The sequence below is a fragment of the Novipirellula caenicola genome (genome assembly GCF_039545035.1).
GTDB classification, from domain to species: domain Bacteria; phylum Planctomycetota; class Planctomycetia; order Pirellulales; family Pirellulaceae; genus Novipirellula; species Novipirellula caenicola.
This window is the reverse complement of record NZ_BAABRO010000009.1, coordinates 238,180-264,176: the sequence shown is the minus strand read 5'-3', so window position 1 is coordinate 264,176 and position 25,997 is coordinate 238,180. Positions and strand designations below refer to the sequence as shown.

The 25,997-nt window shown below is 55.8% G+C and carries 18 protein-coding genes; 6 read left to right on the top strand and 12 right to left on the bottom strand.

Features of this window, described 5'->3' with window-relative positions:
* Positions 1–332: 332 nt before the first annotated feature.
* Positions 333–3,452, top strand: coding sequence for a PVC-type heme-binding CxxCH protein (locus ABEA92_RS18170; protein WP_345685265.1), 3,120 nt, complete (start codon positions 333–335; stop codon positions 3,450–3,452).
* A gap of 891 nt (positions 3,453–4,343) precedes the next feature.
* On the opposite strand, the gene ABEA92_RS18165 is transcribed toward ABEA92_RS18170, so the two are convergent.
* From ABEA92_RS18165 to ABEA92_RS18150, 4 genes are all read right to left on the bottom strand, one after another.
* Positions 4,344–5,102 (bottom strand): anthrax toxin lethal factor-related metalloendopeptidase, encoded by a 759-nt coding sequence (locus ABEA92_RS18165; protein ID WP_345685264.1) that lies wholly within the window; start codon positions 5,100–5,102, stop codon positions 4,344–4,346.
* 220 nt (positions 5,103–5,322) lie between these two features.
* Positions 5,323–5,874, bottom strand: coding sequence for a hypothetical protein (locus tag ABEA92_RS18160; protein ID WP_345685263.1), 552 nt, complete (start codon positions 5,872–5,874; stop codon positions 5,323–5,325).
* A gap of 156 nt (positions 5,875–6,030) precedes the next feature.
* Positions 6,031–9,225 carry an efflux RND transporter permease subunit gene (locus ABEA92_RS18155; protein WP_345685262.1) on the bottom strand — a complete coding sequence of 1,065 codons (3,195 nt, stop codon included), beginning with the start codon at positions 9,223–9,225 and terminating at the stop codon, positions 6,031–6,033.
* A 68-nt stretch (positions 9,226–9,293) separates the two neighbouring features.
* Positions 9,294–10,793 carry an efflux RND transporter periplasmic adaptor subunit gene (locus ABEA92_RS18150; protein ID WP_345685261.1) on the bottom strand — a complete coding sequence of 500 codons (1,500 nt, stop codon included), beginning with the start codon at positions 10,791–10,793 and terminating at the stop codon, positions 9,294–9,296.
* 123 nt (positions 10,794–10,916) lie between these two features.
* Between ABEA92_RS18150 and ABEA92_RS18145 the strand changes: the two genes are divergently transcribed.
* Positions 10,917–11,045: a hypothetical protein gene (locus ABEA92_RS18145; protein ID WP_345685260.1), complete on the top strand. Its 129-nt coding sequence runs from the start codon at positions 10,917–10,919 to the stop codon at positions 11,043–11,045.
* Between the two features lie 39 nt (positions 11,046–11,084).
* Here ABEA92_RS18145 and ABEA92_RS18140 read toward each other — a convergent pair whose 3' ends face one another.
* From ABEA92_RS18140 to ABEA92_RS18115, 6 genes are all read right to left on the bottom strand, one after another.
* Positions 11,085–11,645 (bottom strand): hypothetical protein, encoded by a 561-nt coding sequence (locus tag ABEA92_RS18140; protein ID WP_345685259.1) that lies wholly within the window; start codon positions 11,643–11,645, stop codon positions 11,085–11,087.
* Positions 11,646–11,893: 248 nt separating this feature from the next.
* Positions 11,894–13,468 carry a TolC family protein gene (locus ABEA92_RS18135; RefSeq protein ID WP_345685258.1) on the bottom strand — a complete coding sequence of 525 codons (1,575 nt, stop codon included), beginning with the start codon at positions 13,466–13,468 and terminating at the stop codon, positions 11,894–11,896.
* Between the two features lie 454 nt (positions 13,469–13,922).
* Positions 13,923–15,377 (bottom strand): DUF389 domain-containing protein, encoded by a 1,455-nt coding sequence (locus tag ABEA92_RS18130; RefSeq protein WP_345685257.1) that lies wholly within the window; start codon positions 15,375–15,377, stop codon positions 13,923–13,925.
* 72 nt (positions 15,378–15,449) lie between these two features.
* Complete coding sequence (locus ABEA92_RS18125; RefSeq protein ID WP_345685256.1) at positions 15,450–16,739, bottom strand: DUF1552 domain-containing protein; 1,290 nt, start codon at positions 16,737–16,739, stop codon at positions 15,450–15,452.
* A gap of 109 nt (positions 16,740–16,848) precedes the next feature.
* Positions 16,849–19,278 (bottom strand): DUF1592 domain-containing protein, encoded by a 2,430-nt coding sequence (locus ABEA92_RS18120; RefSeq protein WP_345685255.1) that lies wholly within the window; start codon positions 19,276–19,278, stop codon positions 16,849–16,851.
* Positions 19,279–19,707: 429 nt separating this feature from the next.
* Entirely contained in the window at positions 19,708–20,616 is a 909-nt protein-coding gene (locus ABEA92_RS18115) for a cation diffusion facilitator family transporter (protein ID WP_345685254.1), read from the bottom strand.
* Positions 20,617–21,176: 560 nt separating this feature from the next.
* On the opposite strand from ABEA92_RS18115, the gene ABEA92_RS18110 reads away from it, so the two are divergent.
* The 4 genes from ABEA92_RS18110 to ABEA92_RS18095 all read left to right on the top strand — a co-directional run bounded on the left by ABEA92_RS18110 (position 21,177) and on the right by ABEA92_RS18095 (position 23,686).
* Positions 21,177–21,635 carry a hypothetical protein gene (locus ABEA92_RS18110; RefSeq protein WP_345685253.1) on the top strand — a complete coding sequence of 153 codons (459 nt, stop codon included), beginning with the start codon at positions 21,177–21,179 and terminating at the stop codon, positions 21,633–21,635.
* Between the two features lie 5 nt (positions 21,636–21,640).
* Positions 21,641–22,120, top strand: a complete 480-nt coding sequence (locus ABEA92_RS18105) for a TadE family protein (protein WP_345685252.1) — start codon at positions 21,641–21,643, stop codon at positions 22,118–22,120.
* A gap of 2 nt (positions 22,121–22,122) precedes the next feature.
* Positions 22,123–23,220, top strand: a complete 1,098-nt coding sequence (locus ABEA92_RS18100; RefSeq protein ID WP_345685251.1) for a vWA domain-containing protein — start codon at positions 22,123–22,125, stop codon at positions 23,218–23,220.
* Between the two features lie 64 nt (positions 23,221–23,284).
* Positions 23,285–23,686, top strand: a complete 402-nt coding sequence (locus ABEA92_RS18095; RefSeq protein WP_345685250.1) for a TadE/TadG family type IV pilus assembly protein — start codon at positions 23,285–23,287, stop codon at positions 23,684–23,686.
* A gap of 15 nt (positions 23,687–23,701) precedes the next feature.
* On the opposite strand, the gene ABEA92_RS18090 is transcribed toward ABEA92_RS18095, so the two are convergent.
* Positions 23,702–25,003 (bottom strand): glycosyltransferase family 4 protein, encoded by a 1,302-nt coding sequence (locus ABEA92_RS18090; RefSeq protein ID WP_345685249.1) that lies wholly within the window; start codon positions 25,001–25,003, stop codon positions 23,702–23,704.
* Between the two features lie 205 nt (positions 25,004–25,208).
* Positions 25,209–25,544 carry a DciA family protein gene (locus ABEA92_RS18085; protein ID WP_345685248.1) on the bottom strand — a complete coding sequence of 112 codons (336 nt, stop codon included), beginning with the start codon at positions 25,542–25,544 and terminating at the stop codon, positions 25,209–25,211.
* Positions 25,545–25,997 lie beyond the last annotated feature (453 nt).

Below are 25,997 nucleotides of genomic sequence, written 5' to 3'. Positions count from 1 at the left end.
TGGGGATGGTAAAGCCATCATTGGCTGGGCAGCAAACGGATCGTCGAAGACAAAATTAGACGTCGACCGCTGTTCATCGCCACGAAGCTCCGCTTCCGTTTTAATACCGGGGATTAAGCGTCATCTTACCCGATTCAATCGCAATCGCTGCGATCAATAGGGTGCTTCCGGCGAACTTCATGAACTTGGCGTGATCAATCGCAGCGACACTTGATTCGACGTATCAATGCCGATTGCCCATCGGCGACCGCCAGAAGTTATGATAGAGGCCTCTCCCCGACCACGATCGTCTCTCTGCCCACCTCGCCTTTCCCGCCTACATGGAAACATCCATGCGTTCTCACCTTCCGAAGGCCCGTTTGTTTCCGAAGGCCCGTTTGTCTTGGCAAACAAGTGGCTTGCGACCCCGGTTCGCCTTGACGTTCATCATCGCAAGCTTGGCTCCATTTTCCGCCGCTCAAGAAACCGATCACGCGGTGATCCAAGCGGAGATCAATGTGGCAGGCAACGAGCAAGTCGCCGAGATCATCCGCACTCGCCCGGGACGCGGGGTGATGCGTGACGACTCGCTGCCCACCCCCGTCGACGAAGCGTTGACCACGTTCGATGTTTTGGACGGATTCAAAATCGAAGCGGTCGCTGCCGAACCGGTCGTCTCGCAGCCGCTGTTTTTGTCGTGGGATTCTCGCGGCCGGATGTGGGTCGTCCAGTACCGGCAATATCAATTTCCTGCGGGATTGAAAATCGTTCGCTATGACCAGCACTTGCGTGCGGTGTTTGACCGTGTACCGGAACCGCCTCCGCATGGCACGCCCGGTGCCGACAAGATCACCGTCTTCGAAGACACCAACGGAGACGGCGTCTACGACACGCACAAAGACGTGTTCGACGGACTGAACATTGCTTCGGCCGTCCAAGTCGGACACGGCGGAATCTGGGTTTTGAATCCCCCCTACTTGTTGTTCTATCCCGATGCCGATGGCGACGACGTGCCGGACGCCGAACCTGAAGTCCACCTCAGCGGATTTGGATTACAAGACACCCACTCGGTCGCCAACAGCATGATGTGGGGGCCGGACGGTTGGCTGTACGGTTGTAACGGCAGCACCACGGTCGGCGACGTCAGTTCCGCAGTGACCAAGGGCGTTCGATTTCAAGGCCAATGCGTTTGGCGGTACCATCCCGACAGCAAAGCGTTTGAAATCTATGCCGAAGGGGGTGGCAATAACTTCAGTCTCGATATTGATTCCAAAGGCCGAGTGTTCACCGGCACCAACGGTGGCAACACTCGTGGCTACTATTTTCCCCAAGGCAGCTATAGCGAAAAGAACTGGGGTAAACACGGACCGCTGACCAATCCTTATGCCTTTGGATATTTCACCGCGATGAAGTTCGAAGGAGACGGACGACGGTTCCCGCAAGCCTTCTGTATCTACGAAGGAGGGCTGTTCCCGAAGGATTTTAGCAAAAACATCATTGCTCCGAATTCGCTACACAACTTGGTGTGGCGGAGCAAGCGGATCCCCGACGGATCGACTTACCGAACCGTGGACGAGCCGAATCTGATCGAAACGCCCGACCGTTGGTTTCGCCCCGTGTACGCTGGCGTGGGTCCCGATGGCGCCGTCTACATGGCCGATTGGTACGACAGCCGACTCAGCCACGTCAGCCCGGTGGACGATTGGCACAAGGAAAGCGGACGGGTTTACCGAGTCGTCCCCGAAGGAAAAACGGCCAGCTATCAACAGGGCGATCTCAGCCGCGCCGACAACCAAACGCTGATCAAGCTTTTCTCGCACGAAAACAAATGGGTACGGCAGCGTGCCGTGTTGGAATTGGGCTGGCGTGCAGATGCGTCGGTCGCCGATGCCCTCGTCAAACTTGTCGACGACTCGGCGTCGCTTGAGGCGTTGTGGGCATTGAACCTGCTTGGCAAATTGGACCACGCGTTGGCTACTCGTTGGCTCTCGCACTCCGACGCCGACATTCGTCGCTGGGTCGTGCGTCTGTTGGGCGATCGACACGAAGATCACAATGGACTTGCGGCAATGGCGGCAACTGAGACGGATGTGCAAGTTCGCAGCCAATTGGCGGCGACCGCAAAACGGCTCTCTCCCGATGTGGGACTGAGCATCGTTTCGGCACTGTTGCGACATGACGACGATGCCAACGATCGACACATGCCGCTAATGAATTGGTGGGCGATCGAAGCGCACGCCGATTCATGGCCTGCGATCGAGTCGATGTTCGCCGATGAATCGTTGTGGGGCACGACGATGGTGAAACAAACGATCTTGAAACGGCTCGTCCAGCGTTATGCGTCGGCCGGCGGTGCGGCGGACTTTGAGCATTGCAGTCAATTGATCGCGATGGCGCCGGATGATGCGTCGCGTGGCGAATTGATCCAGGGGATCGATTTGGCGTTCCAAGGCCGTGCGATTCCCAAGTTGCCTGAATCACTCGACAAGGCATTGGCGGACTACAAGGCGTCGATTGGCCAGTCGGATTTGATCCTGTCACTGCGTCGTGGGGACGCCGCAGCGATCGACGAAGCGATCAAACTGCTTTCAAGTCCGCTAGCGGATTTGCCGTTGGCGATCGAGGTGGCGAACGTGTTTGGCGAAGTCCATCACGCGGCGGCCGCGAAGAGTTTACTTGCGTTGGCAACAGGAAGCAGAACGTCCGAACCGGCGCTACAGCGAGTTGCAATCGCCTCGCTTCGCCAATATGACACCGATTCGATTGCAGGCGTCTTATTATCGTCCTTTGGCAACCGGATTTCGGCAGAGCATGGATTGCGGGCCGCCGCGTGCCGGACGCTTGCATCGCGGCCGACGTGGGCGAAACAATTGTTGACGGAATTGACGCAGTGGCGAGTGCAACGCGAGCACATTCCCTACGACGTTGTCCAACAGCTTCGCAGTTACGATGATCCGGAAATCGTCAAACAGGTCGAAGCGGTGTTTGGTCCGATCTCAGCTACCGCGACGCCCGAGCAAATCGAGCAAACCAAACGGCTCCGTGAGATGCTTGCCGCCGAGCCCGGGGATGCGGAAGCGGGCAAGTCGATTTTTACCAAGACGTGCGGTAGTTGTCACCAATTGTTTGGCGAAGGGGGCAAGACGGGACCGCCGCTGGATGGTTACGAACGCGGCAAAATCGGTTTCTGGGTCGATTCGATCGTATTGCCAAACTTAGAGATTCGCGAAGGCTATCAGTCGTACTTAGTACTGACCGACGACGGCCGCGTGATCAACGGGATCATTGCCGAGCAGACGCCGACCACGGTCACGCTGCGAAACGCCGACAATCAAACGACGACAATTCCGCGAGAGGAGATCGAAACGCTCAAGGCATTACCGACCTCGCTGATGCCATCGGATTTACTCAAAGAGATGAGCGACACACAGATCCGCGACCTCTACGCCTACCTCTCGCTCGGAGCCAAGTAGCCAACCATTGCGTCGTTCGCGTCTTGACGCAGAGAGCAACTGCGAGGTCAGCGCAAGTCACCTCTCCCGAGCGCAGCTAGGGAGAGGTCGGACGGGCCCCACAGGCCTCGTCCGGGTGAGGGCCAACCGCGCAACTTAGCGCACTGTGCCCTCAACGTGCTCGGTCGCCCTCACCCGAGCAATCGCTGAAGGCTCTGCTCGACCTCTCCCAAACTCCGTTTGGGAGAGGTGACGACTTGTTGCATGCCGGCTCGTGAAAGCCGCGATAGCGGCGGCAGCAGACGTCTTCTTGCGCATTTTCGCAAAGAGCGACTGTGCAATCTCCGCAAGCTACCTCGCCCGAGCGCAGCTGGGGAGAGGTCGGACGGGCCCCTCAGGCCTCGTCCGGGTGAGGGCCAACCGCGCAACTTAGCGCACTGTCACTTCCCCTTGCTCGGTCGCCCTCACCCGAGCAATCGCTGAAGGCTCTGCTCGACCTCTCCCAAACGGAGTTTGGGAGAGGTGACCACTTGTTGCATGCCGGCTCTTGAAAGCAGCGAAAGCTGCGGCAGCACCTAGCTGCGGGTGCAAACCCGCAGCCGGAGAGCCCCAAACACCGCATAGCCGCGATAGCGGCGGCAGCAGACGTCTTCTTGCGTATTTACGCAAAAAGCGACGGGGCGATCTCAGCAAGCCACCTCGCCCGAGCGCAGCTGGGGAGAGGTCGGACGGGCCCCACAGGACTCGTCCGGGTGAGGGCCAACCGCGCAACTTAGCGCACTGTGACTTCAACTTGCTCGGTCGCCCTCACCCGAGCAATCGCTAAAGGCTCTGCTCTGCCTCTCCCAAACTGCGTTTGAGAGAGGTGACTACTTGAAGAGTTGCCACCGATGATATCGAGACGGCACACCGCTACTGTTCTTGACTGTCAACGCCCCATAACTTGACCAACAGCGACAACATCTCGGGGTCGTGCGACTTTAACTCGTCGCGGGTGAAGGGGAAAAAATCGTTGCGGCTGAAGTAGGCTTCGCTGGTTTCGGCAAAGTACTCTTGCGGCGTGGTCATTGCATACGCACGGTCGCGGCGTTTGTTGCCGTTGGCGTCTTGCCGCTCGACATCATCGTACTTGCCACTCGCCTTGGCTTTCTGGTAGGCCTTCTTCAGCGGCTGATTGTCAAAGCCTCGCTCCAACACGCGGTCGTGGTAGGCGTGGGCCAGTTCATGCAGCGCAAAATTCGGCATCCGCCGCGTCTCGGCCTCGAAAATACGGACGTTAGTGAACTCGACGCCCTTTGCCATTTCCGCGTCTCGGCCGTTTTTGACCAACCAATCTTTACTGGGGTGGTACTCCGCCCGAGGCTGTGTGTTGGGGTATTCGGGCGAAAACCAAAGCGGCACTTTTTGCAGCTCTGCCACCGCAGGCTCGGGCACCACACGAATGATCTCGTCGAGCTGTTTTTCCAGCAGCTCGAGTGCCGTCGCAGTCGCTTGCTTGTTTTGCGATTCCAATTGCTGGTTGACGTGAACCGTCCAACCCGCAATGACCCGTGTTTGGTGAGTTGCACTGCGATCGTTGGCGGCAATCGAGTGGACCATCATTCCGCTGGCCAACCCTACAGCAACGGCGATACTTCGAATCCACACCTGGCAATCAGAACACATGGACATCGGGAAAAGTTCTTCCTAGTACAAAACAGTGAAATGCGAATTGGATACAAGCAGGGGAACCAAAGCGGTGTATCGACATGATCGATCCTGCGGACGCCGTCCGCGGAGGAAACGTTCACAATAGCGCCGACCACTCTGCTTCGCTTCGCCCCCTGCGCGTCAGTATAATCCGCCGAAAGCCTTTGCGACTTTCGTGATGGCTGGCAACGCTTTCGGAATCCTAGTGGGCGTGTCCGGCATGATCATGGCCTTCGTGATCGTGATCATGCTTGATTTCGCCCCGATAGGGTGTTCCGTTGATCGTCACACTCAACTTAGGCGCCGAAGCTTCGTCATCGATATGCCCGACCAATTCGGCATTGGCAAGGGTAAAGCGTGACGATGTGCCGTCGAGATCACCAGCATCGGGATTGGCGGTTAGTTTAAACTGTTCGGGCGATCCGTCATGCACCAAATTGATTGTCACGTCCGTTGCGTCAATGGGAACCGCCTTGGTGGCCGACGAGTCGAGAATATAAACCGTTACCGACTTGGCATCATGAACAATTTCGGCATGAAACTCTTCGTTGCCAAGCTCGACTAACGAACCATGGTGAGGCCCTTCACTGGGGTGGGCATGCACATCGACAGTCGCAGGCGGAAGCCCGTCGGCGGTCACGTCGCTACCAGAAACGCTGTTGTCGGCTTCGGGATGGGTCGCAGCTTTATCGCCACATCCGGTGGTGAAAAGAATCAGCCCAGCGGCAAGCGTTGTAAATTTTGTCTTTCGCATTGCAAAAATCTCTGTAATCAGGGGGGGCAAACAAGGAAACATCTCGCGAGAAAAGATCGCGAAGCGGTACATGATTGGAAAAACCTCGCAATCGAAATTACGAGGCGACTGCGGGGGGATCGTTCGAATTACCCCGCTACGACATCAGTGCGAGTGCTAAACTTCATTCAATTCAATTTCGCTGGCGGTGGCGGTGACCACTCGCTCGGCAGACTTCATACCAAACAACCAAAACAGCGCCGGATGCACAAAGAAGTCCAACATTGTCGAACTGACCAATCCGCCCAAGATCACGGTGGCAACGGGATACAAGATTTCCTTACCGGCTTCACCAGCGGACAACACCAGTGGCACCAGCCCGATTCCCGAGGTCAATGCGGTCATTAAAACCGGTGCCAGTCGCTCAAGTCCTGCGCGAACGATCATCGCCCGAGTGAACTGTTCGCCTTCGTGTTGAACCAGGTGCAAATAGTGCTGCAGCAACAAAATGCCATTTCGCGACGCGATCCCAGCCAACGAGATAAATCCGACCATCGCAGCGATGGTCAACGTTTGACCGGTGATCACCAAGGCAGCGACCGACCCGATAAATGCCATCGGCAGCGCCGCCATCACTTGCAGCGCCAAGTTCATGCTACGGAACAGTGTGTACAGCACCAGGAACACGCCCATCATCGAAATCACAAACAACACCGAAATCATTCGGCTTGCCGATTGCTGACTTTGGAATTGGCCTCCGTATTCAACGAAGTATCCTGCGGGTAATTGTGCAATGATGGGTTTGATCGACGTTTGGATATCGGCCACGACATCCACGACTCCGCGGTCGGCGACATTACACTGGACCACAATACGGCGTCGAACGTTTTCGCGATTGACCACGTTCGGGCCGCCCGATTCGTAGACTTTCGCAAGCCCCGACAGCGGAATCATGCCACCGTCGGGCAATTGAATGGACAATCGCTTCAGCTCTTCAATATCCTCGCGATATTCCTCTTTCATTCGCACCAGCAAGTCAAAGGTTCGCATGCCATCGAGAACCTCCGAAACGACTTTGCCGTTCATCGCGGTTTCGATGTATTCGTTGACCGACGCGGCACTCAGCCCGTATTGCAGCAACCGGTCGCGATCCAGTTCGATGCGGAGCTGCGGGATGATGACTTGCGGTTCGACCAACGCGTCCGTGACGCCTGGCACCAATTCGATTTCGGCTTTGATCTGTTCCGCCTTCTGACGCAGTACATCCAAGTCGTCGCCGTAGATCTTGATCCCAACCTGGGCTTTCACCCCAGACAACATGTGCGAGATCAAGTGGGCGATCGGCTGTTCGACCGCGGTGACCACGTGTGGAAACTCTTCCATCGCGTCGCGGATTTCGGTCAACTGTTCTTCACGTGAACGCGGCGAGTCGGGATCGAGCTCGATGATCATTTCGGACATATTGACGCCTTCGGCATGCTCGTCCAATTCGGCACGTCCGGTGCGTCGAGCAAACCGCTGTACGTCATCGATCTTCTTCAGCGACTGCTCGACGGATTCCGCGATCTCGTTCGATGCGGCCAACGAGGTTCCCGGTGGCAGCACGACGTTCAATTGGATCGTCCCTTCGTTAAACGGAGGCAAAAAATCTTTCTCGAGTCGCATGACAAAGATTGCCGCGATCGCGACCATCATCAGCGACACACCGAGATTCAGGTATGGAAACGCCAAACTGAACCGGATCACCTTGTCCGCGCCCCACTTCAAACCTCGCAAGACAAAGCCGTCTTTCTCATCGCCACGCCGGGTGCCTCGCCCGAGCAACCAGTACGACAACACAGGAGTCACGGTCAGCGAAACGAATAACGAAGCAAGGATCGAGACGATATAGGCGATGCCCAGGGGGGCGAACAATTTGCCTTCCATTCCGCCGAGTGCAAACAGTGGAATGAACACCAAAATCACGATCATCGTGCCGAAGACGATACTGCGTCGCACCTCGGCACTAGCCCGAAACACCACCAGCAATGAGTTCAACGGATTACCGGCAGCACGGTTCTCTTTCAAACGTCGATAGATATTCTCGACATCCACGATGGCATCATCAACCAATTCGCCCATCGCCACCGCGATCCCCCCCAGCGTCATCGTGTTGATCGACAATCCAAACACTGCGAACACGATCGCCGTGACGACCAATGACAGCGGGATGGCGGTTAGCGTGATGAACGTCGTCCGCAAATTCAGCAGAAACAGAAACAGCACGATGACAACCAAGATGCCGCCGTCACGGAGTGCTTCGACGACATTGTCGATCGCGCGGTCAATGAACGATTTTTGCGAATAGACAGTCGTAAGCTGAGTTCCCGCCGGCAGCGTTGGTTTTAATTCTTCGATCGCAGCCATCACGTCCTCGGTCACACGCCGAGTGTCCGCACCGGGCTGCTTGTTGATCGTCAGCACGACCGCAGGCCCACCACGCCAATTCGACGCCGCATCGCCGGTGCCATTGGGATCCGTATCCTGCGAACGCACAAAGGCCGAACTGTCACCGCGTTTGACTTGCGCTCCCTCGACCACCTCGGCGACCTGGGAAAGCAACACCGGGCGACCTTCGCGAATCTTCACCGGCACCTTTTTCAGATCCTCCAGTGATTGAATTCGACCGAGCGAACGGACCAGCAATTCTTCGGGGCCTTGTTTATCCAAATAGCCCCCCGTTCCATTTTCATTGCTTTCGGTCACGGCCGATTCGATCTCTGGCAATGTGACACCGAAACGAAGCATCGCGTCGGGGTCGACCAGGACCTGAAACTGCTTACGCTCACCGCCCATCGTAAAGACTTGCGAGACACCAGGAATCGTCAACAATCGTTGGCGGACAACCCAATCCGCGGTGGTGCGAAGCTGCATGGGGTCGACATCGGGATTATCACTCCACATCCCCAACATCAACACTTGGCCCATGATCGACGAGATCGGCGCGAGTTGAGGCGTGATCCCGGGTGGCAATCGGTCCTGAACCATCTGCATCCGCTCGGCCACGATTTGGCGGTCGGTATAGACGTCGGTACCATAGGCAAACTCGACGTAGATGACCGAAATCCCGACGCCCGAAGAACTACGGACCGCCTCGACACCGTTGGCACCATTCATCGCTGTTTCGATCGGGAACGTGACCAACGACTCCACTTCCTCCGGTGCCATGCCTGGCGTTTCCGTCATGATCACGACCCGCGGCCGGTTCAAATCGGGAAACACATCGATGGGCATCACCATGGTTTGCCATGTTCCATAGACAAGCAGAAACAGGGCGACTGCGATGACAAGCAGTCGTTGATGAAGGGCAAAGCGAATGACGGCGTTGAGCATGAATCAATGAAGCAATCGAGAATGGAAAACGGAAGAATCGAGCAGGTGAGTCAGTCCCGATTGCTTGATCAATGTGAATGCCCGGCATGGGGATCGGCGCCACCGCCTGATTTGTTCTTGATTGCCATTTGCATTTGATGCGCCGCTTTCTGGGCAATCACATCGCCGGGAAAGATCGATCCATCGTTGGCGATCACCACGACGTCTTGCCCACGATGGCGAACATGCACCGGCACGCGAGTAAAGGTTTTGCCGTTTTGCTGGAACACAAACCAATCCGCGCCCTCTTTGACCACCGCCTCGACCGGCAACACGATTTGGTTCTCCCACTGTTCGACAGGCACACGCAGTTCGAGTCGTTGGCCGATGCGATACTTCCACGACACAAACCGCTGGCCTTCGTCATTGGTGACATCTCGCATCATCTGATTGGGCAATTCCACGAACAGCGATAGCGTTCGCGAATCACTGTCAATCGAATTGGAAACAAACACCAACTTCAATCCACGGACGACCTCTTGCCCCATCGACCCGCTGAACACTGCGTCGACTTTCCAGCCCTGCTGGGCCGCGTTGGAAATCGCCGCGATGTCATTTTCAAACGCTTTACCTTCGATAAACAGTTGGGTGTAATCCGAAAGCGAACAAAGCTTGTCGCCTGCTGTGATCGCTTGCCCCTTGTGAACGCTAAGGTCATCGACCACCAACAATTTTTTGTTGCTGCGATTGCCACCGACATCCTGAGGCATCAACAAAGGCTTCGTATACGAAACCGGACGCAGCGAAACTTGACTCAGATGCAACTCTTCATCCTCGCTATGGCTGTCCACATCAGGAGCCATGATTTGCAGATCGCCCATCAGTTTGCCATCTCGAGCAATGGCATCGATTTGACGATCCGATAGCCCATGCAATCGAAGTGCTTCTCGCTGTGACTTGGCAAACGCCTCGAGTTTTTCTTTGGCGTAGCGTCGTTCCAGCAGCTGTTTTCCTGAAATCGCACCCGATCGTGTTGCATCTTCCAAGCGAGCGATCTCACGATTCTCGACCTCCAATTCGCTGATCGTTTTCAAGTAGGCCGTCTGCGTTTCCACCAAGTCTTCGTAGGTCAACCGCACCTCGAACAATAGATCGCCGGGGGTCACCGCTTCGCCTGTGACCGCATGCACGTGCGTGACAACACCGTTCAGCGGCGACGAGACCACGATGGACGATCGCCCGGGTTTGGCGACCACCACGGCCGGCACCGTGATCGAACGGCGATAGTTCGACAATTCCACTGGACGTAGGAATTTTGGCGTCAAACCGAGGTTCATTCGTGCTTGTGGCGTCAATTCCAATGACGTGACCTCGGCGGCACCACCGGCGGAATGAGACGCGTGCCCGTGATCGCCGGCGACCTCGCTGCCCGCCACCTCACCGCCTCGCTGTGATGAAAGCGTGGCATCGATCCATGTCGATAGCGGCGGCCACCACGCCGAATAAGTGACCCCCGCCGCCACAATGACGATCAAACCCATCGCAACTTGGATGACAGGCAAAGGCAATTTTGAGAGTTTCGGTCGCATGACAAACGTATCTCGGTTGAGACAAAATGATGGATAGATCAGAACGGCAACACCAGCGCAGCATGCCGCGTCAAGAAGCAAACACTTCAAAAAGCAGGCCAAGATCCAAACCGAGCTCGAAGAATGTCAAAACATTCCCGCGGGCGTTTCTGCGAATTGCGGATGCAGCGTCACGACAACGTGGCCGCAATCATGCGAAACAACGCAGCTGAATCTGACCGCAAACGAACGTCATCACGACGTTTCCGCTAGCGATGGCTCAGGCAGCCAACAAAGCGAGACAAGAACGGCTCAAATCTGCCAAGATTGCAGACGAACACAGTGCTCTGAGGCAGATAGAATTTGGTCTGGACATGATCGGTGAAGCTCACCAAACGCCGTATCGAGCGGCTTGGGTGGCAACACGCCAACCGTCGAAAACACAAGCGGAACCGAGGCCGCTTGCAGCTCGAAGTCGATCCATTTCGAGAACATGCCGACAAAGTGGCAATGAGCTTCATCGCATTGATGCGAATGGCCACAGGGCGAATCGGCATCAGTTAACGCCACCTCGGCAACATCGCTCGCGGCAAGCTCTGCCGTTACGGGATTCTGCGATGCATCGGGGGCGGCGTGAGCATGCGAATTTGCATGCGAGTGTGAGTGCGAATGTCCCGCATGATTACAACGCACCGCGGCGGTGTGACGATGCCCCAAATCCGCATCAACACAATGCTTTGCCGAGGCAATCGACTCGACGTGTTCCACACAGCAAGCGTTTCCGAGTGGGTGCGAGTGATGCCAACAACACCCCAACACGGCATGCACCGCGAACGCGATTAGCGTCAATAGAGGGGTAATTTTGGCAAACACGTTTCACACGGAGTTAGGAGGAAAATACCGACTTGCGATGAATTTATCTTTCCTAGGTAGCTGAATCGGGTCAAGAGGAACAAATCTTGATTCGATTTGGCCAACTCAATAAATCACGCGGTTTTCGGGGGTATCCGCCATCGAATTTCCTTGCCGGAGGTCGTCATTCGAAACTGATTTTCCTAGCTGGAAAACGAACCGCGGCGCCCCGCTACAGGGGCGGGCAGCTTTTTATTGCTGGCTGGTTTTTATTGCTGGCTAAACGTCAGCCCACGCAAACTATCGTCTCCGCTATTGTCCACCATCGCTTCCAAGGCACCGCTGAGCACGTATCCGTCCACTCGGGCCCGTGCCTGAGCCAATTGGGCCTGCGAGGCAATGAACTGCAGGTTGGTATCAAAATAGGTGCGCCGCGCCACCAAAACTTGGACAAAACTGGTCTCCCCAGCCTTGTAGGCGGTTTCTGCTAATTTCAGTCCCTCGGCCGCATTGGGAAGGATATCATTGCTGTATTTCGAGACGGCGGCAAGCGACGAATCGTATTCGCGAGACACCGCTGCCAGCCTCGCCTTGATTGCGTTTTCGATCCGCAGTGCATCTTGGCAAGCACGAACCAACTCGGCACGCGCCGCGGCAATGTTGCCTTGGTTGCGATTGAATACCGGGATGGGGGCGCCCACTTGGACGTTGATCATACCTGAATCAGTTGCGTTGTCGTGCCCGGCCGCCAATTGGAAATCGAGGTTCGGGATGGGCTGGACACATTGACGGGTAATGTTTGCTCGTGCTTGACTGATTCGTGTCTGGGCAGCTTGATACTCGGGGCTCGAAGCAACCATGGTCGCGGCGACCTCGGACCAATCAAGCATGTCTTCGGTCTGAGGCAAATCGCCTTGCAGCGAGACCGGCTGCAGGTGCGGAGTCCCCGCCAAAGCAACGAGCTCGCGCGACGCGGCGGCATAGCGAATCTCGGCTTGCTGCAGTGACAAATCGATCTCGTTCTTTTGCACTTTGGCTTGCACTACATCCAACTGAGATCCTTCGAGGGCTTCCTTGCGAAGCTCGGCTAGCTCCAATCCTTTGTCGGCAACGGATTGAAAATCACGGATCAATTTCATCCGCTGCTGAGCGGCCAAGGCATCATAAAACTTAACCCGAATGTCGGTCGCAATTCGGTATTTCTGTGCTTCCAGTTGGAACAACTGCGCCCGCAACGCCTCGTTTTGGACACGGCGATTCAGCTCTAATTTGTCCGCTGTGATCAGCGTTTGAGAGATATAGACGGTGTGTTGATCGGTTCCCTCATCGGCCAACTGCATGCCTTGATAGCCGACCGTTGGATTGGCCCGCAAACCGACCTGAGTGCGATAACCTGCTGCCTTTTGGGTCGTGGCAACCAAGCCTTCGATGGTGGGATTGTTGGCAAGCGCGAGCGCTTCGAAATCCGCCAACGTCATCGCGGATGATAGGTTTGCATCGGCCACCGCAGTCGAGGTTTCCGCTGCACCATCAAACGGAATTGCGACCTGAACCATCGTCTCGGGATACGTCACTTGACCGTCGCTTGTGTAGTCAAAGTCATCAAAGACCACTTGGGCGACGTCGCTACTGGATTGGTCCTGTTCCGCCGCAGTCGCGGTTTCCGACTGGCCCGCTGCCGGTGTCGCCACCTGCTGTGGAGCATCAATCAGTGAAACGTCAAACGACGACGTCGGGCTCGAATCGACCAACGAAGAAAACATCCCCGGTGATGCGCATCCGACCATACTGGCAGCCGAGGCTGCGAGCAGCAACTGAGCAAAATAGATTCGTCGTTTGGACATGAAAGACACCAATATTCAAGCCGAGTTCGTTGTCGTGAAACTCGTTTGCGTTGGAAACAGGCTCGCGATCTCGCGTTCCTATGGAACCGATTGTTACTGTTATTCATCGGATAACACGGGTAGCTATCGTTGGGAATAAACCTGTTGCACACGTTCAGCAGCGTGAGCAAACGCAAATGATCCGCGTAACCGGCAAAGTCCGCTTGGATCTCGATGCAAATAAGCGATGGCAGCTAAAAACGGCTCAATACGCACACTCAAATCGAGGATTTCGATAGGTTACCGCTGGCACGACCGACGCTCTTGATCCGCAGCAGTGGTAGCAAAGTGCCTGAGTGGCGACGCGGCAATCTTGTGGTGATCGAAGGTGCCTAACGACCAAGCGGTGAGTGCTTCGTCGCATGATCACACGGGTCACGTCCATGCTCATGAAGCCACACCGCTACAAAAACAGCTAGTGCCCGAGCGTCCAAACCAGGACCAACAGCATCAGCGTGACCAACAGGATCGTCATCCGCCCGGCCCATCGCTGGCCAATCGTGAACGCGCGATCCACTCGCATGCCTCGCGCGTACAACACAAACGATGATCCAATCATGATCGTCAACACGTTCACCGACACCAGCAACACCGGACCAAAGATGGGTGTCCCTTGTCCGCTACTCCAAATCGAACTATCGGCCCCTTGCGTGATACGAAACGCGATTTGCAGCCCCGCGGTCGAAATCGGCGGTACCAATGCTGCGGCGATCGCAGCGCCGGCCAGTGCCGAAGAGAGATGACTGCGTGTTCGTGCGTAAGATGCCGCCATTCCGCCAACCAGTCCGACACAAAAATCGAGGGCCGACGGTTTGCATCGAGCCCACATCTCGGGAGTGACCTCAGGCGTCTGCAGCAGCACGACGAGACAACCAAACAAAAAACTCGAACTCAACGCGCCCAGAAAACCGATCACAATCGCATTGGATGCGGTCTGAAAAAGCGGACGGTTGCCAAGGGTCAGCGCAAGACCGGCACCCAAAATCGGTGTCATCAACGGCGCAATCAACATTGCTCCGATAATCACCGCCGCGGAATCTTGCAGCAACCCAAAGGCAGCCAGCATGGCGGAAGCCGAGATCAAGCCCAAGAACTCCCAGCTCGGATGCGAGCCTTCGGTCAACGACTGTGATAACTCGACCCGCTGTTCTCTTGTCAGCGGTTCGGCAACATGAGTGGCCCAGTAACGCAGTCGCGACGCAAGCGATTCCGAGAACGACTCCCCTTTGCTGATCAAGGCAATCGACGCCTTGCTCGATTCCTTTAGCAGTGCACGAGCCGCGACGTACCGTTTTTCCTCGGCGGGGGTCCGGCCGTAAACAATCCAGACTAAATCGCCTGATTCGCAGCGTTCGCCCTCCACCCGCACGCTTTCCTGTTCCAGCCACTTTGGGACATCTATATCGCCCGGGGGATCATTTTCCAATAGTACCGAATGAGCGGGACGCCCGAGCAATCGCTTCGAGATCCGCTGTGTTTCCAATTGCGTTGAAACATCAAAATCATAGACACGCGATGCCGACGTCGGCGGCGCCCCGTTGATGCGAAGCCACAGCGTTTGGACCGGCGAACGCTCGAACAGCGATCGCTGAAACGGTTCGTCATGTGCATCTTTGACAATCAGAACCAAGGACGACTTCTTGACTCGAATATGATTCAGCACCGAATCGATATCTTCATCGACCACCTCGATTGTCTTGATCGATTGCGACGCCTGCAGCGTTTTTCGAGCCTGCTCGGCTAGTGTGTTTCGGTCCTGGCCAAGCACGACCAAGACGATTTGGGTATCGATCGAATCGGCAATCGTCTCGGCCCAAGGGAGCCCCTCAGTCAAATGACGCTGCGAACTCACAAAGAAATAGAGCGACATGTTGACGGCGGCTCACTTGAGAACATCGCGAGTCTGGTAACAGCGAGACTGGAAACACCGCGAGTCTGGTGTTTAGCTCGACAACCCGCTCATCGTTCCGGTGCTGGTGGCAAATTGATCGATTTCCATGCCCAGATTCTGCAGCATCGAAACATACAAGTTCGGCAGAGGGTAATTGTTTTTTCGATCAAACGCGAGGTGTTGACCATGGCGAAACCCTCCGCCCGCCAACAACACCGGCATATTGCGATTGTCGTGATTCGACGCGTTCCCCAAATTGCTTGTCAAAAAGACCGTCGTCAAATCCAACAGCGAGGTGCCGGAATCATCCGTCTCTTTCAGATCCCTCAGAAACTCGCCCCATTGAGCTAGAAACGCTTCTTCGACGATCGCAAGCTGAGCCAGTTTCTCTTCATCTTGGCCATGATGGCTCAGCGAGTGGTAACCTTCATCGACGCCCTCAATCGGCAATACCCCGCCGCTGCCGGGAACATGAAACGAGATGTAGCGAGTCGAATCGGTTTGCAAAGCGAGCTTGATCACTTCGCACATTGTTTTTTGGCGAGCGATCAAATCATTCGGGTTCCCCACGTCGACCGGTTTCTTGGCATCGACCACCGGCTTGGGAAGTTTGGCCCATCGCTCGGACAACTCCATTCGTTTTTCAAGCTGCCGGACGCTGGTGAAATAGGCGTCCAAACGATTACGGTCCCCCGCACCGAGTTGCCGCTCGAGCGATTTCACATCCTCGCCCACCAGGTCCATGATACTGCGTCCCTCGTGAACGCGTTGAGCTTGGATCTTTCGCTGCTGAGGCGGATCGTTGATAAACAACTTGGCGAACAAACGCGATGGCGACGATTCCGGTGGGATCATCGATCCATTTTCGGTGTACGACGGACTGGTCGATCCGCCGTTGCTGAGCACCAGCGAAGGAAATCGAGTGGCATCGCCAAAGTGTTTGGCCAGCAGTTGATCGATCGAGATCGAGTTCTTCGCTTTACCGGCGGACCCCATCGGTGTGGCGGTCAAAATGCTGGCTTCGGCGCGGTGCCCCCCTTTGACTCCAGGATGCGAGGTTCCCGAAACCACCGTCAATTGATCGCGAAGGTCTTGCAATTGACGAAGGTACGGCGTCGCTTGATAGTCGCGTCCGCCGGTGTTGGGGAACAAGTTGTCCGCGACCAATCCCAAGCCAAGCGTCATCGTGACAAGTCGCTTCGGCTTGCTTTCGCTCTTGCCGTTGGCGAACGTCGGCTGCATCGCACTTAACCATGGCAACGCCATCGAGATCCCAGCACCACGCAATACCGTGCGGCGATTCAGACGCGATTTGAGATTAAAATAAACGTTCTTGTTCATGATTTTTCCAGTTCGTTAAATGAACGGGGCTTTGATTCGAATTCTTGGATGCAACGGCGAGCTAAAGGACGGTTGTTTGATCGTTTCGGCAGTTGCTCGGACGAAAACGCTACTTGGACAAAAAGATCGGACTCAGCACCACCGCGTTCAACAGTGATCGCATTCCATATTGGTCATCGGCAGTGGATTTCACTATCTGCTCGATTTCCGCACGGTCTGCGAACGCAATCGGGGCTCCGGTACCGTAGACCAATAGTTTTTCCACAAAGTTACGAGCCAGCGTTTCTCGCTCACTGGCGATCAGGTCACGAAATTCGTTGAACCCTGCAAACGCACGGCCGTCCGCAAGTTGGTAGCTGGGGTCGACCTTGGGACCTTTGCGATTGCCCCTACCCGAGATGGCATAAAAATCTCGCCACTGGCCGGCCGCATCAAAGCTTTCCAGTGCAAAACCGGGCGGATCGATCTTCGAGTGACAACTGGCACACTCGGTGTGATTGCGGTGCAGTTCCAATTGGTCGCGAATCGTTTTCGCACCACGAATATCCGGTTCAATCGCAGGCACACTTTCAGGCGGCGGAGGAACGGGTTGTCCCAAAATGCGATCACAAACCCAAACGCCTCGCAGCACCGGTGACGTCGTCGTCCCGTTTGCGGTGACTTTTAGAATCGCGCCTTGCGACAGCAATCCTCCGCGTGCCGAGGTTTCATCCAGTTTGACAAGCCGAATCTCGTCTCCTTCGATGCCGTCGATGCCATAAAAGCGTGCCAAACGGCTGTTCAAAAACGTAAAGTCCGAACGGACCAACTTGTCGATGCTGGCGTTCTGACTGAGCAGCGTGTCGATGTATCGATGCGTCTCGGCCAACATCGCATTCTCGACCACCGAATCGTAACGCGGGTATAGTTTGGGATCGGGTTCGGTAAAGTTGATATCGACTAAATCGAGCCACTGCGATGTGAAATCAGCAACAAATTGACGCTGCCCATCGCCATCGAACAATCGATCGACTTGAGAGATCAGCACCTCGGGATCGCGAAGTTTCTGTTGTCGAGCGAGCTTGAACAATTCGGCATCCGGCATCGATCCAGTCAAGAAGTAGCTCAGACGCGATGCAATTGCAAAATCATCCAGCGGAGTTCGCGAAGCGAGGTTGCTTGGCGAATCCGTTGGTTTAGGTTCGACCAGGTACATGAATCGAGCCGAACATAGAATCGCACGGTAGCTCGCCCGCAATGCTTCGAGTGGGTCACCGACGTCTCGAAGCACTTGCGACAAAATCGTGGTGTACGGCTGCAATTCCGACTTGGAAACGGGACGACGGAAAGCACGATGAGCGAAACGATTCAATTGCTCACGCAATTCCGCCTCGGTCACCTGTTTGTACAACTGCAAACGTTTTGATTTGCTGTTCTTTGAATCAGCCTGTTTGGAATCAGCCTGCTTGCTGAGCTTCAAGCTTCCAAGCAAATGATTGCGAACCGAGTCGACATCACCCCCGGGATGAATCTCTTCCACCTTCATTTGGTGAAAGGCGACTCCGGCAAGATTCTGCGGTGTTCCCTCGCCAGCCCCGACCTGGCCTCCGGCGAATCGCCCTTGTTTCAAGGTTAAATCGCCGGGACGAATTTCGAACATCTGTCCTTTGGGAACCCAAGCCTCGAATGTTCGCTCGATCGGTTCGTCGGTCGCCTCGAACGAGCCCACCCACGACATCAGCGGAGCGCCCGAGGTGCAAAATCCAGTACGCACGCTGCACCACACGCCATGATCCTTTGGCTTGTTCATCGCCGATGCGGTCACGGTCATGCGGTACCAACCATCTTTGGGTACGGTCGTGGATTGGATGCGTCCGTAGAAGATCAACCGGGATGCCCACACCACGGCCTTTCCATCAAGCATCTCGGGTTCGCGACATCGTCGGTTGGGATTCGTCCGCGCGATTTGTTTTGCGGTCAATGATTTGACGAAAGGCGAATCATCGCTCAGAGCACGATCAAATGCTTCATCCAACGCGGCATCGACAATGTTCAGATGCGATTCGATCTGGAAATGCGACATCGCTTGAGCCGAGGCGATATTGGTGAATCCGTCGACACGCGGATCCTCCGGAGCCAGCGACGCCAACGGGATATCGATTGACAACAACTCGTGCAGCGTTCGTTCGAGCTGCAACGTGGTTAATCGCCGTGCTTGCACGCGGCCGAACTTCGCAAATTCGGACAACTGAGTCGAGGTGATCCACTGATCCGTCGCGTCGAGAAATCGCTTGCGGTCGACGGGGTCCAATTCCTCGGCATCGCTCGGCGGCATCTCGCCCGATTCCACGCGATCGAAAACGCGTTGCCATGTTGCGAGCGTTTTCGGGTCGGCCAGATCGGAGCCCAATGCGGCCGCATCAAATCCACCTTCGCCCGACTCGTCCGCATGACAATCGACACACGAGTTCTCGAGCATCTCGGTGGCTGCTGCCGGAATCGGCGACTTCGCGGAAGGGGTTTCCGCACTTACCGCATACGGTGCAAGAACGATCACCATTGCAAGCATTCGGATTGGCGCGTACAGAAACGAAGGGTTCGGCATGGCAGAGGGAGACAACTAGCTAGGGTGACATTGCCCACAACGATGGCCGGGCATCGAATTTGCCGGCATCAAAATTGCCGACATCGAATTGGCGGGGCAGCGGGTGGGAAGGAATGGTGGGGGGCGGGACACACACTATTTTAATCAACACGTCAAGGATTTTGCGAGTCCTTTTCGCCTCGGATATCGCTGCTTTGTGTGCGAAAACGACTTCGTGAACACGTTATTTCAGTATCACCGAAAGGGGACATCGGTTTTGGAGTAACTGCTGAAAGAGACGCTCAATCCTTGGCGGAATTCTCTGCCAATCGCCCTCGCGGTTGGCGACCCGGGAAAGATGACGCGTGGCCAATGACGGAGCTGTCTCTATTTTTCCCTGTGAATTTACAGCGATCCGGCCTCAGCTTGCCGGCAATTCGCAGCATCGACACTCGATTCGATTTGCACCGTCGCGTGGCTGATTTGGAACTCGTGATCCAAATCATGAGCGATTTTTTTCAGCAGCGCATCGTTGTTTTCCAACTGCGGTTTGACCAGATGAGCCGTCAAGGCAATCTCGGTGGTGCTCATGGCCCAGACATGCAAATCATGAACAGCCGTCACTCCGGGCAGCCTCAGCAGGTATGCATTGACGTCATCGAGGTCGATCTTTTTGGGGACCGCCTGCAATGCATAGTTCATCGATTCGCGAAGCAGGTCGGTCGTGGCGATAAAGATCACCACGGCGATCAACAAACTGGTAGCGGGATCGATCCAATTCCACTGGGTATACAGAATCAAGACACCTGCGACCGCGACCCCCAAGGACAACAATGCATCCGCCGCCATGTGTAAAAACGCGCCGCGGATATTCAAATCGCCGTGTCGGCCCTTCATAAACAACAACGCCGTGATCGTGTTGATCACCACTCCGATTAGCGCCACGATGATCACCGTCGGCGCGGCAACTTCCGCAGGATCTTGAAACCGGTGAATCGCTTCCCAAGCGATCCCTCCGATCGCGACCAACAAGATCAACGCATTTAATAACGCCGCCAAAATGGTCGTGCTCCGCCATCCATAGGTGCGTTTGTTGCACGGCGGCACTTTGGCCAACGCATAGCCGCCCCACGCGATCAGCAGTCCCAAGACGTCCGACAAATTGTGTCCGGCATCCGCCAACAAGGCCAGCGAATGGCTGTAGAAACCGTACCCCGCCTCGACCACGACAAACACCACATTGAGCACCACGCCGATGGCAAAGGCCGATCCGTAATTCTGATTTTCGGTGTGATGGTGAGCACACTGATGCATCGTCATTCCTTAATCTCAGGTTCTCGCGTGAACGAGCAGGTTTTGCTTATTGCGACTTTATAGGCAAACGGAAAACTTTGTTAGCAGTGAACTTTGGGTCATCCCCGGATTTCACGTCGCCTATTCTATACAGGCTCAGCAAGCGTCCCCAAGATTGCGCGTCGCTCGCGATCGATCCGCGCTCACGCGTTTTGAAGTTGCGCTACTGTCGTTTCTCCCGGCAAATCCTGACCCGACGCCTTAGCGAGGGACCGAGAAAATATCGAGATTCCCTCGCTTAAGCTTCGGGTTGTGAAAAACTCGCAACTTCAAAACTCACGCCGGCACCGCAACTCGTCTCATCCGGGGGGCACCGAAACGCACTTATCGCTACAGCCGCTGCAATCGGCATTTCATCACGGTGGGGTGAGGCAAGTTTGTGCGTGGGCGAATTGATTCGCAGAACTCTGACCTACGGTTCCCTAGGAGGCGCCAGTTGGTCCAACCGAAACCACCTGCTCCCCCTTAAGCCACTTGACTGTTCGCGAGTCATTTCACCCACGATTGTCGTAGACGAAACCATGAGCCAGACCAAATCACGCCGCAGCCGTACGCTTGTTGATCGCGAGGTCCAAGGAAGTTTGCTTCGCAAGATCGCGATTCACTGGATCGCATTTTTTGTGTGCAACGCGATTGCCTTGACCATTTGGATTCGCTTGTTCGAGCAACCCGATGCCGATTGGGGACAAACGTTTGTCGATACGATGCAGCGGTTCATGCCATTTTTCGTGATCACGATGGCGTTGATCCCCGCCTTTGTCTGGGACACGCTGAAGTTGACGAATCGTTTTGCCGGCCCGATTTTGCGACTGCGAAACGCCTTGGCCGACGTCCGCAACGGTCGCGCAGTGACGCCGCTGCAATTTCGCAACGACGATTTTTGGCAACACATCGCTGCGGATTTCAACGCGGTAATCGAGCGAGTTCCAACCGCGATGCCCGCCGCCCCTTCGCCTTCGGCCGCTGAAGGGGAGGCATGAAATCGATGACAGCCACAAATCCTTGTGACCGTTGCACGATCGAACCGCGACCGGTTAACGAAACACATTCACTCGTTCGCACCAGCGGCCGGCGTCCAAGCCGACGTTCGCGACGCGCGGTTGCTGCGGTCGAATTTGCCGTCTGTTTGCCGATCTTGGTGTTGTTGGTGTTCGGTTCGATCGAAGCGAGCAGCTTTATCTTCTTGAAACAAGCCCTCAGTGTGGCGGCGTACGAGGGAGCTCGCGAAGCAGCACTGAGCACTTCGACCGCCAGCGCTGCTGAAGATCGCGCCATTAACATCCTGAACGCCCGCAACGTGCGTGGTTTCGCCGTCCGTTTTCCCGATCGCAATCCCGAGCGAGCCAGTCGGGGCGAAGAGATTACGGTCGAAATCGTTGCTCCCACCCAACCCAACAGCCCGCTGGCAGGCCAGTTCATTGCCAACCGAGACTTAATTGCACGCGTTGTGATGCTGAAAGAATAACGATGATGAACCAATTCCCCCCTGAATCGACTTTGCGTCCAGCCACCTTGCGTCGTTCCGCAGCGTGTCGCCGTTCCGCAGCGTGTCGTCGAGGTGCATCGCGTCGCCGAGGTGCGATGCTGATTTTGATCGTGATCATGATGGTCGCCTTTATGATGGCGGTCACCTTCTCGGTCGATATCGCCCAGATGCATCTGGCTAGAACCGAACTTCGCAGCGCCACCGATGCAGCCGCCAAAGCAGCCGCACTCGAATTATCGCAGACGTTCAACGAAGGGCTCGCGATTCGCCGCGGTCAACAGATCGCACTCCGCAACACCGTCAACGGCGATCCCCTGATCGTCGATGCGAGTGATTTTTCGTTTGGAGCCAGTCGTGAAGCAGCATCGGGAAAATTCGAGTTCACTGCCGGCCAGCGCCCGATCAACAGCGTCAAGGTCAATGGCAAACGGACTCACGGTTCGACCGCCGGTGCCGTACCGATGTTCTTTGGCAACATGGTTGGGTTTGAATTTTTTGAACCACAAGCGTTGTCAACGGCGACCTATATCGAGCGCGACGTTGTGCTGGTGGTCGACCGCAGTGGATCGATGGCCGGTGACAAGATTGCCGATCTGCGAGACGCCATCAACATCTTTACCAGCACACTCGAAGGCACCCCGGTCAAAGAACAAGTCGGTTTGGCGTCGTACAACGACCGCGCCCGAGAGGACGTTCAATTGAACGAGGACTTGAATTTGATCACCCGCGCGATGGCAGCAATGCCGGTCGGCGGATTCACCAGCATTTCGCGGGGCATGGATGCGGGGCATGCCATCATGAACCGCAGCCGTGATGCCAACTTTGTCGAAAAGACCATGATTGTCATGACCGATGGCAAGCACAATCGTGGACGTGAACCGCGTGAATCGGCGGACGAAATTGCTCGCGATGGGATCACGATTCATACCATCACGTTTGGTGCCGGCGCCGACACCGCACGCATGCGAGAAGTGGCAACGATCGGCAACGGCAAAACTTTCCATGCCGCCAGCGGTGATGAATTGCGAGAGATTTATCGCGAGATCGCTTTGACGCTGTCCACCATGATGACCGAATAACGCCGGGGTCTGGTTCGACCGATCCCCCATATCCCCCACCCCAATGTTCCTTGGCAAAAACCCCATGACCAACCTAAGACCACGACGCCCACGACGAGGCGCAGCCTTGGTGGAGTTTGCAATCGTCGTCCCGATCTTGTTCCTGTTTTTCTTTGCCGCGTTTGAATTTTGTCGTGCGGCGATGATTCGACATACCGCGGACAACGCGGTCTACGAAGCGGCCCGAACCGGCATCTTGCCCGGTGCGACCGCCGAGGAAACGGAGTCAAAGGCGTTGGGCATTCTCAATTCGCTTGGCCTTACCAACGTTCGCGTTCAGGTCACCCCAAAGAAAATCAAACGTGACACTCGCGAAGTGACCGTGCGAGTCGAAGTGCCGATGGAGGGCAACAGCTTTGTCCCCATCAAGTACGTCAAAGGCGAGATCGCTCGCGAGTTGACGATGCGTCGTGAAGGCATGAAGTAGGTTGCGAAGTGAGGGTTATGAATCCGAGGTCAGCTCGACGAATAACTGTTTCAAACGATTCGCTGTGATCTCAATCGAATGCTTTTCGACCACATTGGCGATCCCCGACGCGACCAACTGTTGACGTAGCGAGTAATCTTTGGCCAACCGATCGATGCCGTTCATCAATGCCGCATGATCATTGGCAGGCACGACGATGCCGCCACCGGTCGAACCAACGAGTTCGCCGAACGCGCCATGGTCCGGCAAAACCACTGGCACTCCGGATGCAATCGCCTCAAGCACAAACAGCCCCTTGGGGTCTTCGTACTCGGTCGGCACACACAACAGATCCAGCGTCCGCAAAAATTCTGCTTTCTGCGAGAGCGAGGGGCTACCGTGATACGTGAAACGCTCGCTCAAATTCGCTTTACTGATTCGTTGACGAAGCGATTCAAGGTAGGCGTGATTGTTTTCGCCTAGCCATCCGGCCACCTCCAACGTCAGCTGCGAATGCGATTGCTGTGTCGCCAATTCGATAAACGCATCGACCAACCGGTGCAGCCCTTTCTCGGGTGCCACCCGCGCCATGTACCCCAAGCGAAACGTCTCGGATTGCGATGACGATGCCTCTCGAGGCGAAAAATGCTGCAGATCAATCGACAACGGAATCGTCGTCAATTTTGACGGCGGGATCTCGAGCATCGCTGCCATCTTGTCGCCATAGAAACGACTGTTGACAACGAATCGATCGACCGACGCCACCAATTTTCGGCATAGCTCCACCGCCTCGGCCCGCGCCGCATCGGGCAGATGATCCAAGAAAATATCATCGCCTTGCAGCAATACGACGATCTTTGTGTTGGGCAATCGTTTGCGAATCGTCGGCAACGCTCCGCCGATCAATAGATTGCTAAGCACCAAGACATCGGGGTGCATCTGCGTGTCGAGCCAATCGGTCAGTCGCCCCACCTCTTCGGCTTGCCGCCCCTCGGTCCCCTTTAGCATCGAGATCGCTAGCGCCGCTAGCTTTGCCGCGTCGGTGGACATCGCTCGGCTTGTCGCCAACCGGATCAACGGCGGCCAATCCAAAATCCGCCGTAGCGATGGAGGCACAAACCGGATCCACGGCGTCTGCTGCAACAGATAGATGTGGATGCCGCCAAAGAAGACTTGTTCCTCGGCGATATTCGTTTCGTCGGTGCGGATCGGCGTGTAAATCGGCTGCAGCACACAGTCGATGCCCGATGCCCGTAACACCCGAGCGGTGGCGTTGTCGTGCATGCAGCTGCCACAGTACATCCCCGCGGCCCCTGCGGTTAAGAACACCACTTTCATCGGGACACGAAACTCCCGCGAACTTGGCGGGCCGATCGGTAGCAGGCCGATCGGTGGCGGGCCGATCCATAGCAGTCCGATCGGTAGCGGGCGTCAGAGCAATACATAGGGCCGTGAAAGCGTAGGAGGGATCTCGTTTTAAATTGGCCGATTGTCGCTGATCGCTCCGCGATCAGAACGATGGATCGCCGAGCGACCAACCAGATCAATTGGCCTGGATGCGAAACTTCAATCCCGTGACGTTGGATTGAGGATGAGCCTTTTGCAGCTTTTTGAGGATCGTTCGTTTTTGAAAGTTCAATTCTTGAAGCGTGACCGAATCCGAGGCGTAGATCTCCAGCACGCCTCGTTTCAAGTTGCCAATCCGTACACTTGACCGAATCCGTTCGTCGATCAGTGCGATCACGGCGTCATGGATTTCGTTGACCACCGCCACTTGCGCATAGCCACGCCGCGAGATCAATTGGTTCACCAACGACCCAATCTTTCGCACGCGAGGCTTCTCTTCGGGCGCGGTCGCGTTCGCCTTGGACGACTTCATCTTAATTGGAGTGGGCCTTTTCCGAGGCAATCCGTCGGACAATTTTAATGTTCCTTTGCAACGAAATTTTCGGCGAAATCCTGCGCAGTACGGACCAAAACCGAGGTTGGGGAACGAAAACCCTGCTTCGGGGCTTTTGAAGGGGTTGGCGTTGACGCAGCTGGCATTCGACGCAGCTGGTCATGCCATCAGACCACAGCAACCGCCCCACGGCGATGTCAGTATTGCTTAATCGAGTCCATCAGTACAGATCGCAACCGGGTCGGACTCACAAGGGCCGGGCCCACCGAAAAGCCAGCGAGGCAGAAAACACGCAGCAAATCACGGGGAAAGCTGCGGAAGCCATGACTTTGCGGCGGCACCGACGGGGGGCGTCTGCAATCGCATCGGAAACCATTTTTGCTGTCGCCCGGCGGGCCGCGACCAGTGTCCACCGGCCCCGACTCTCGCTGG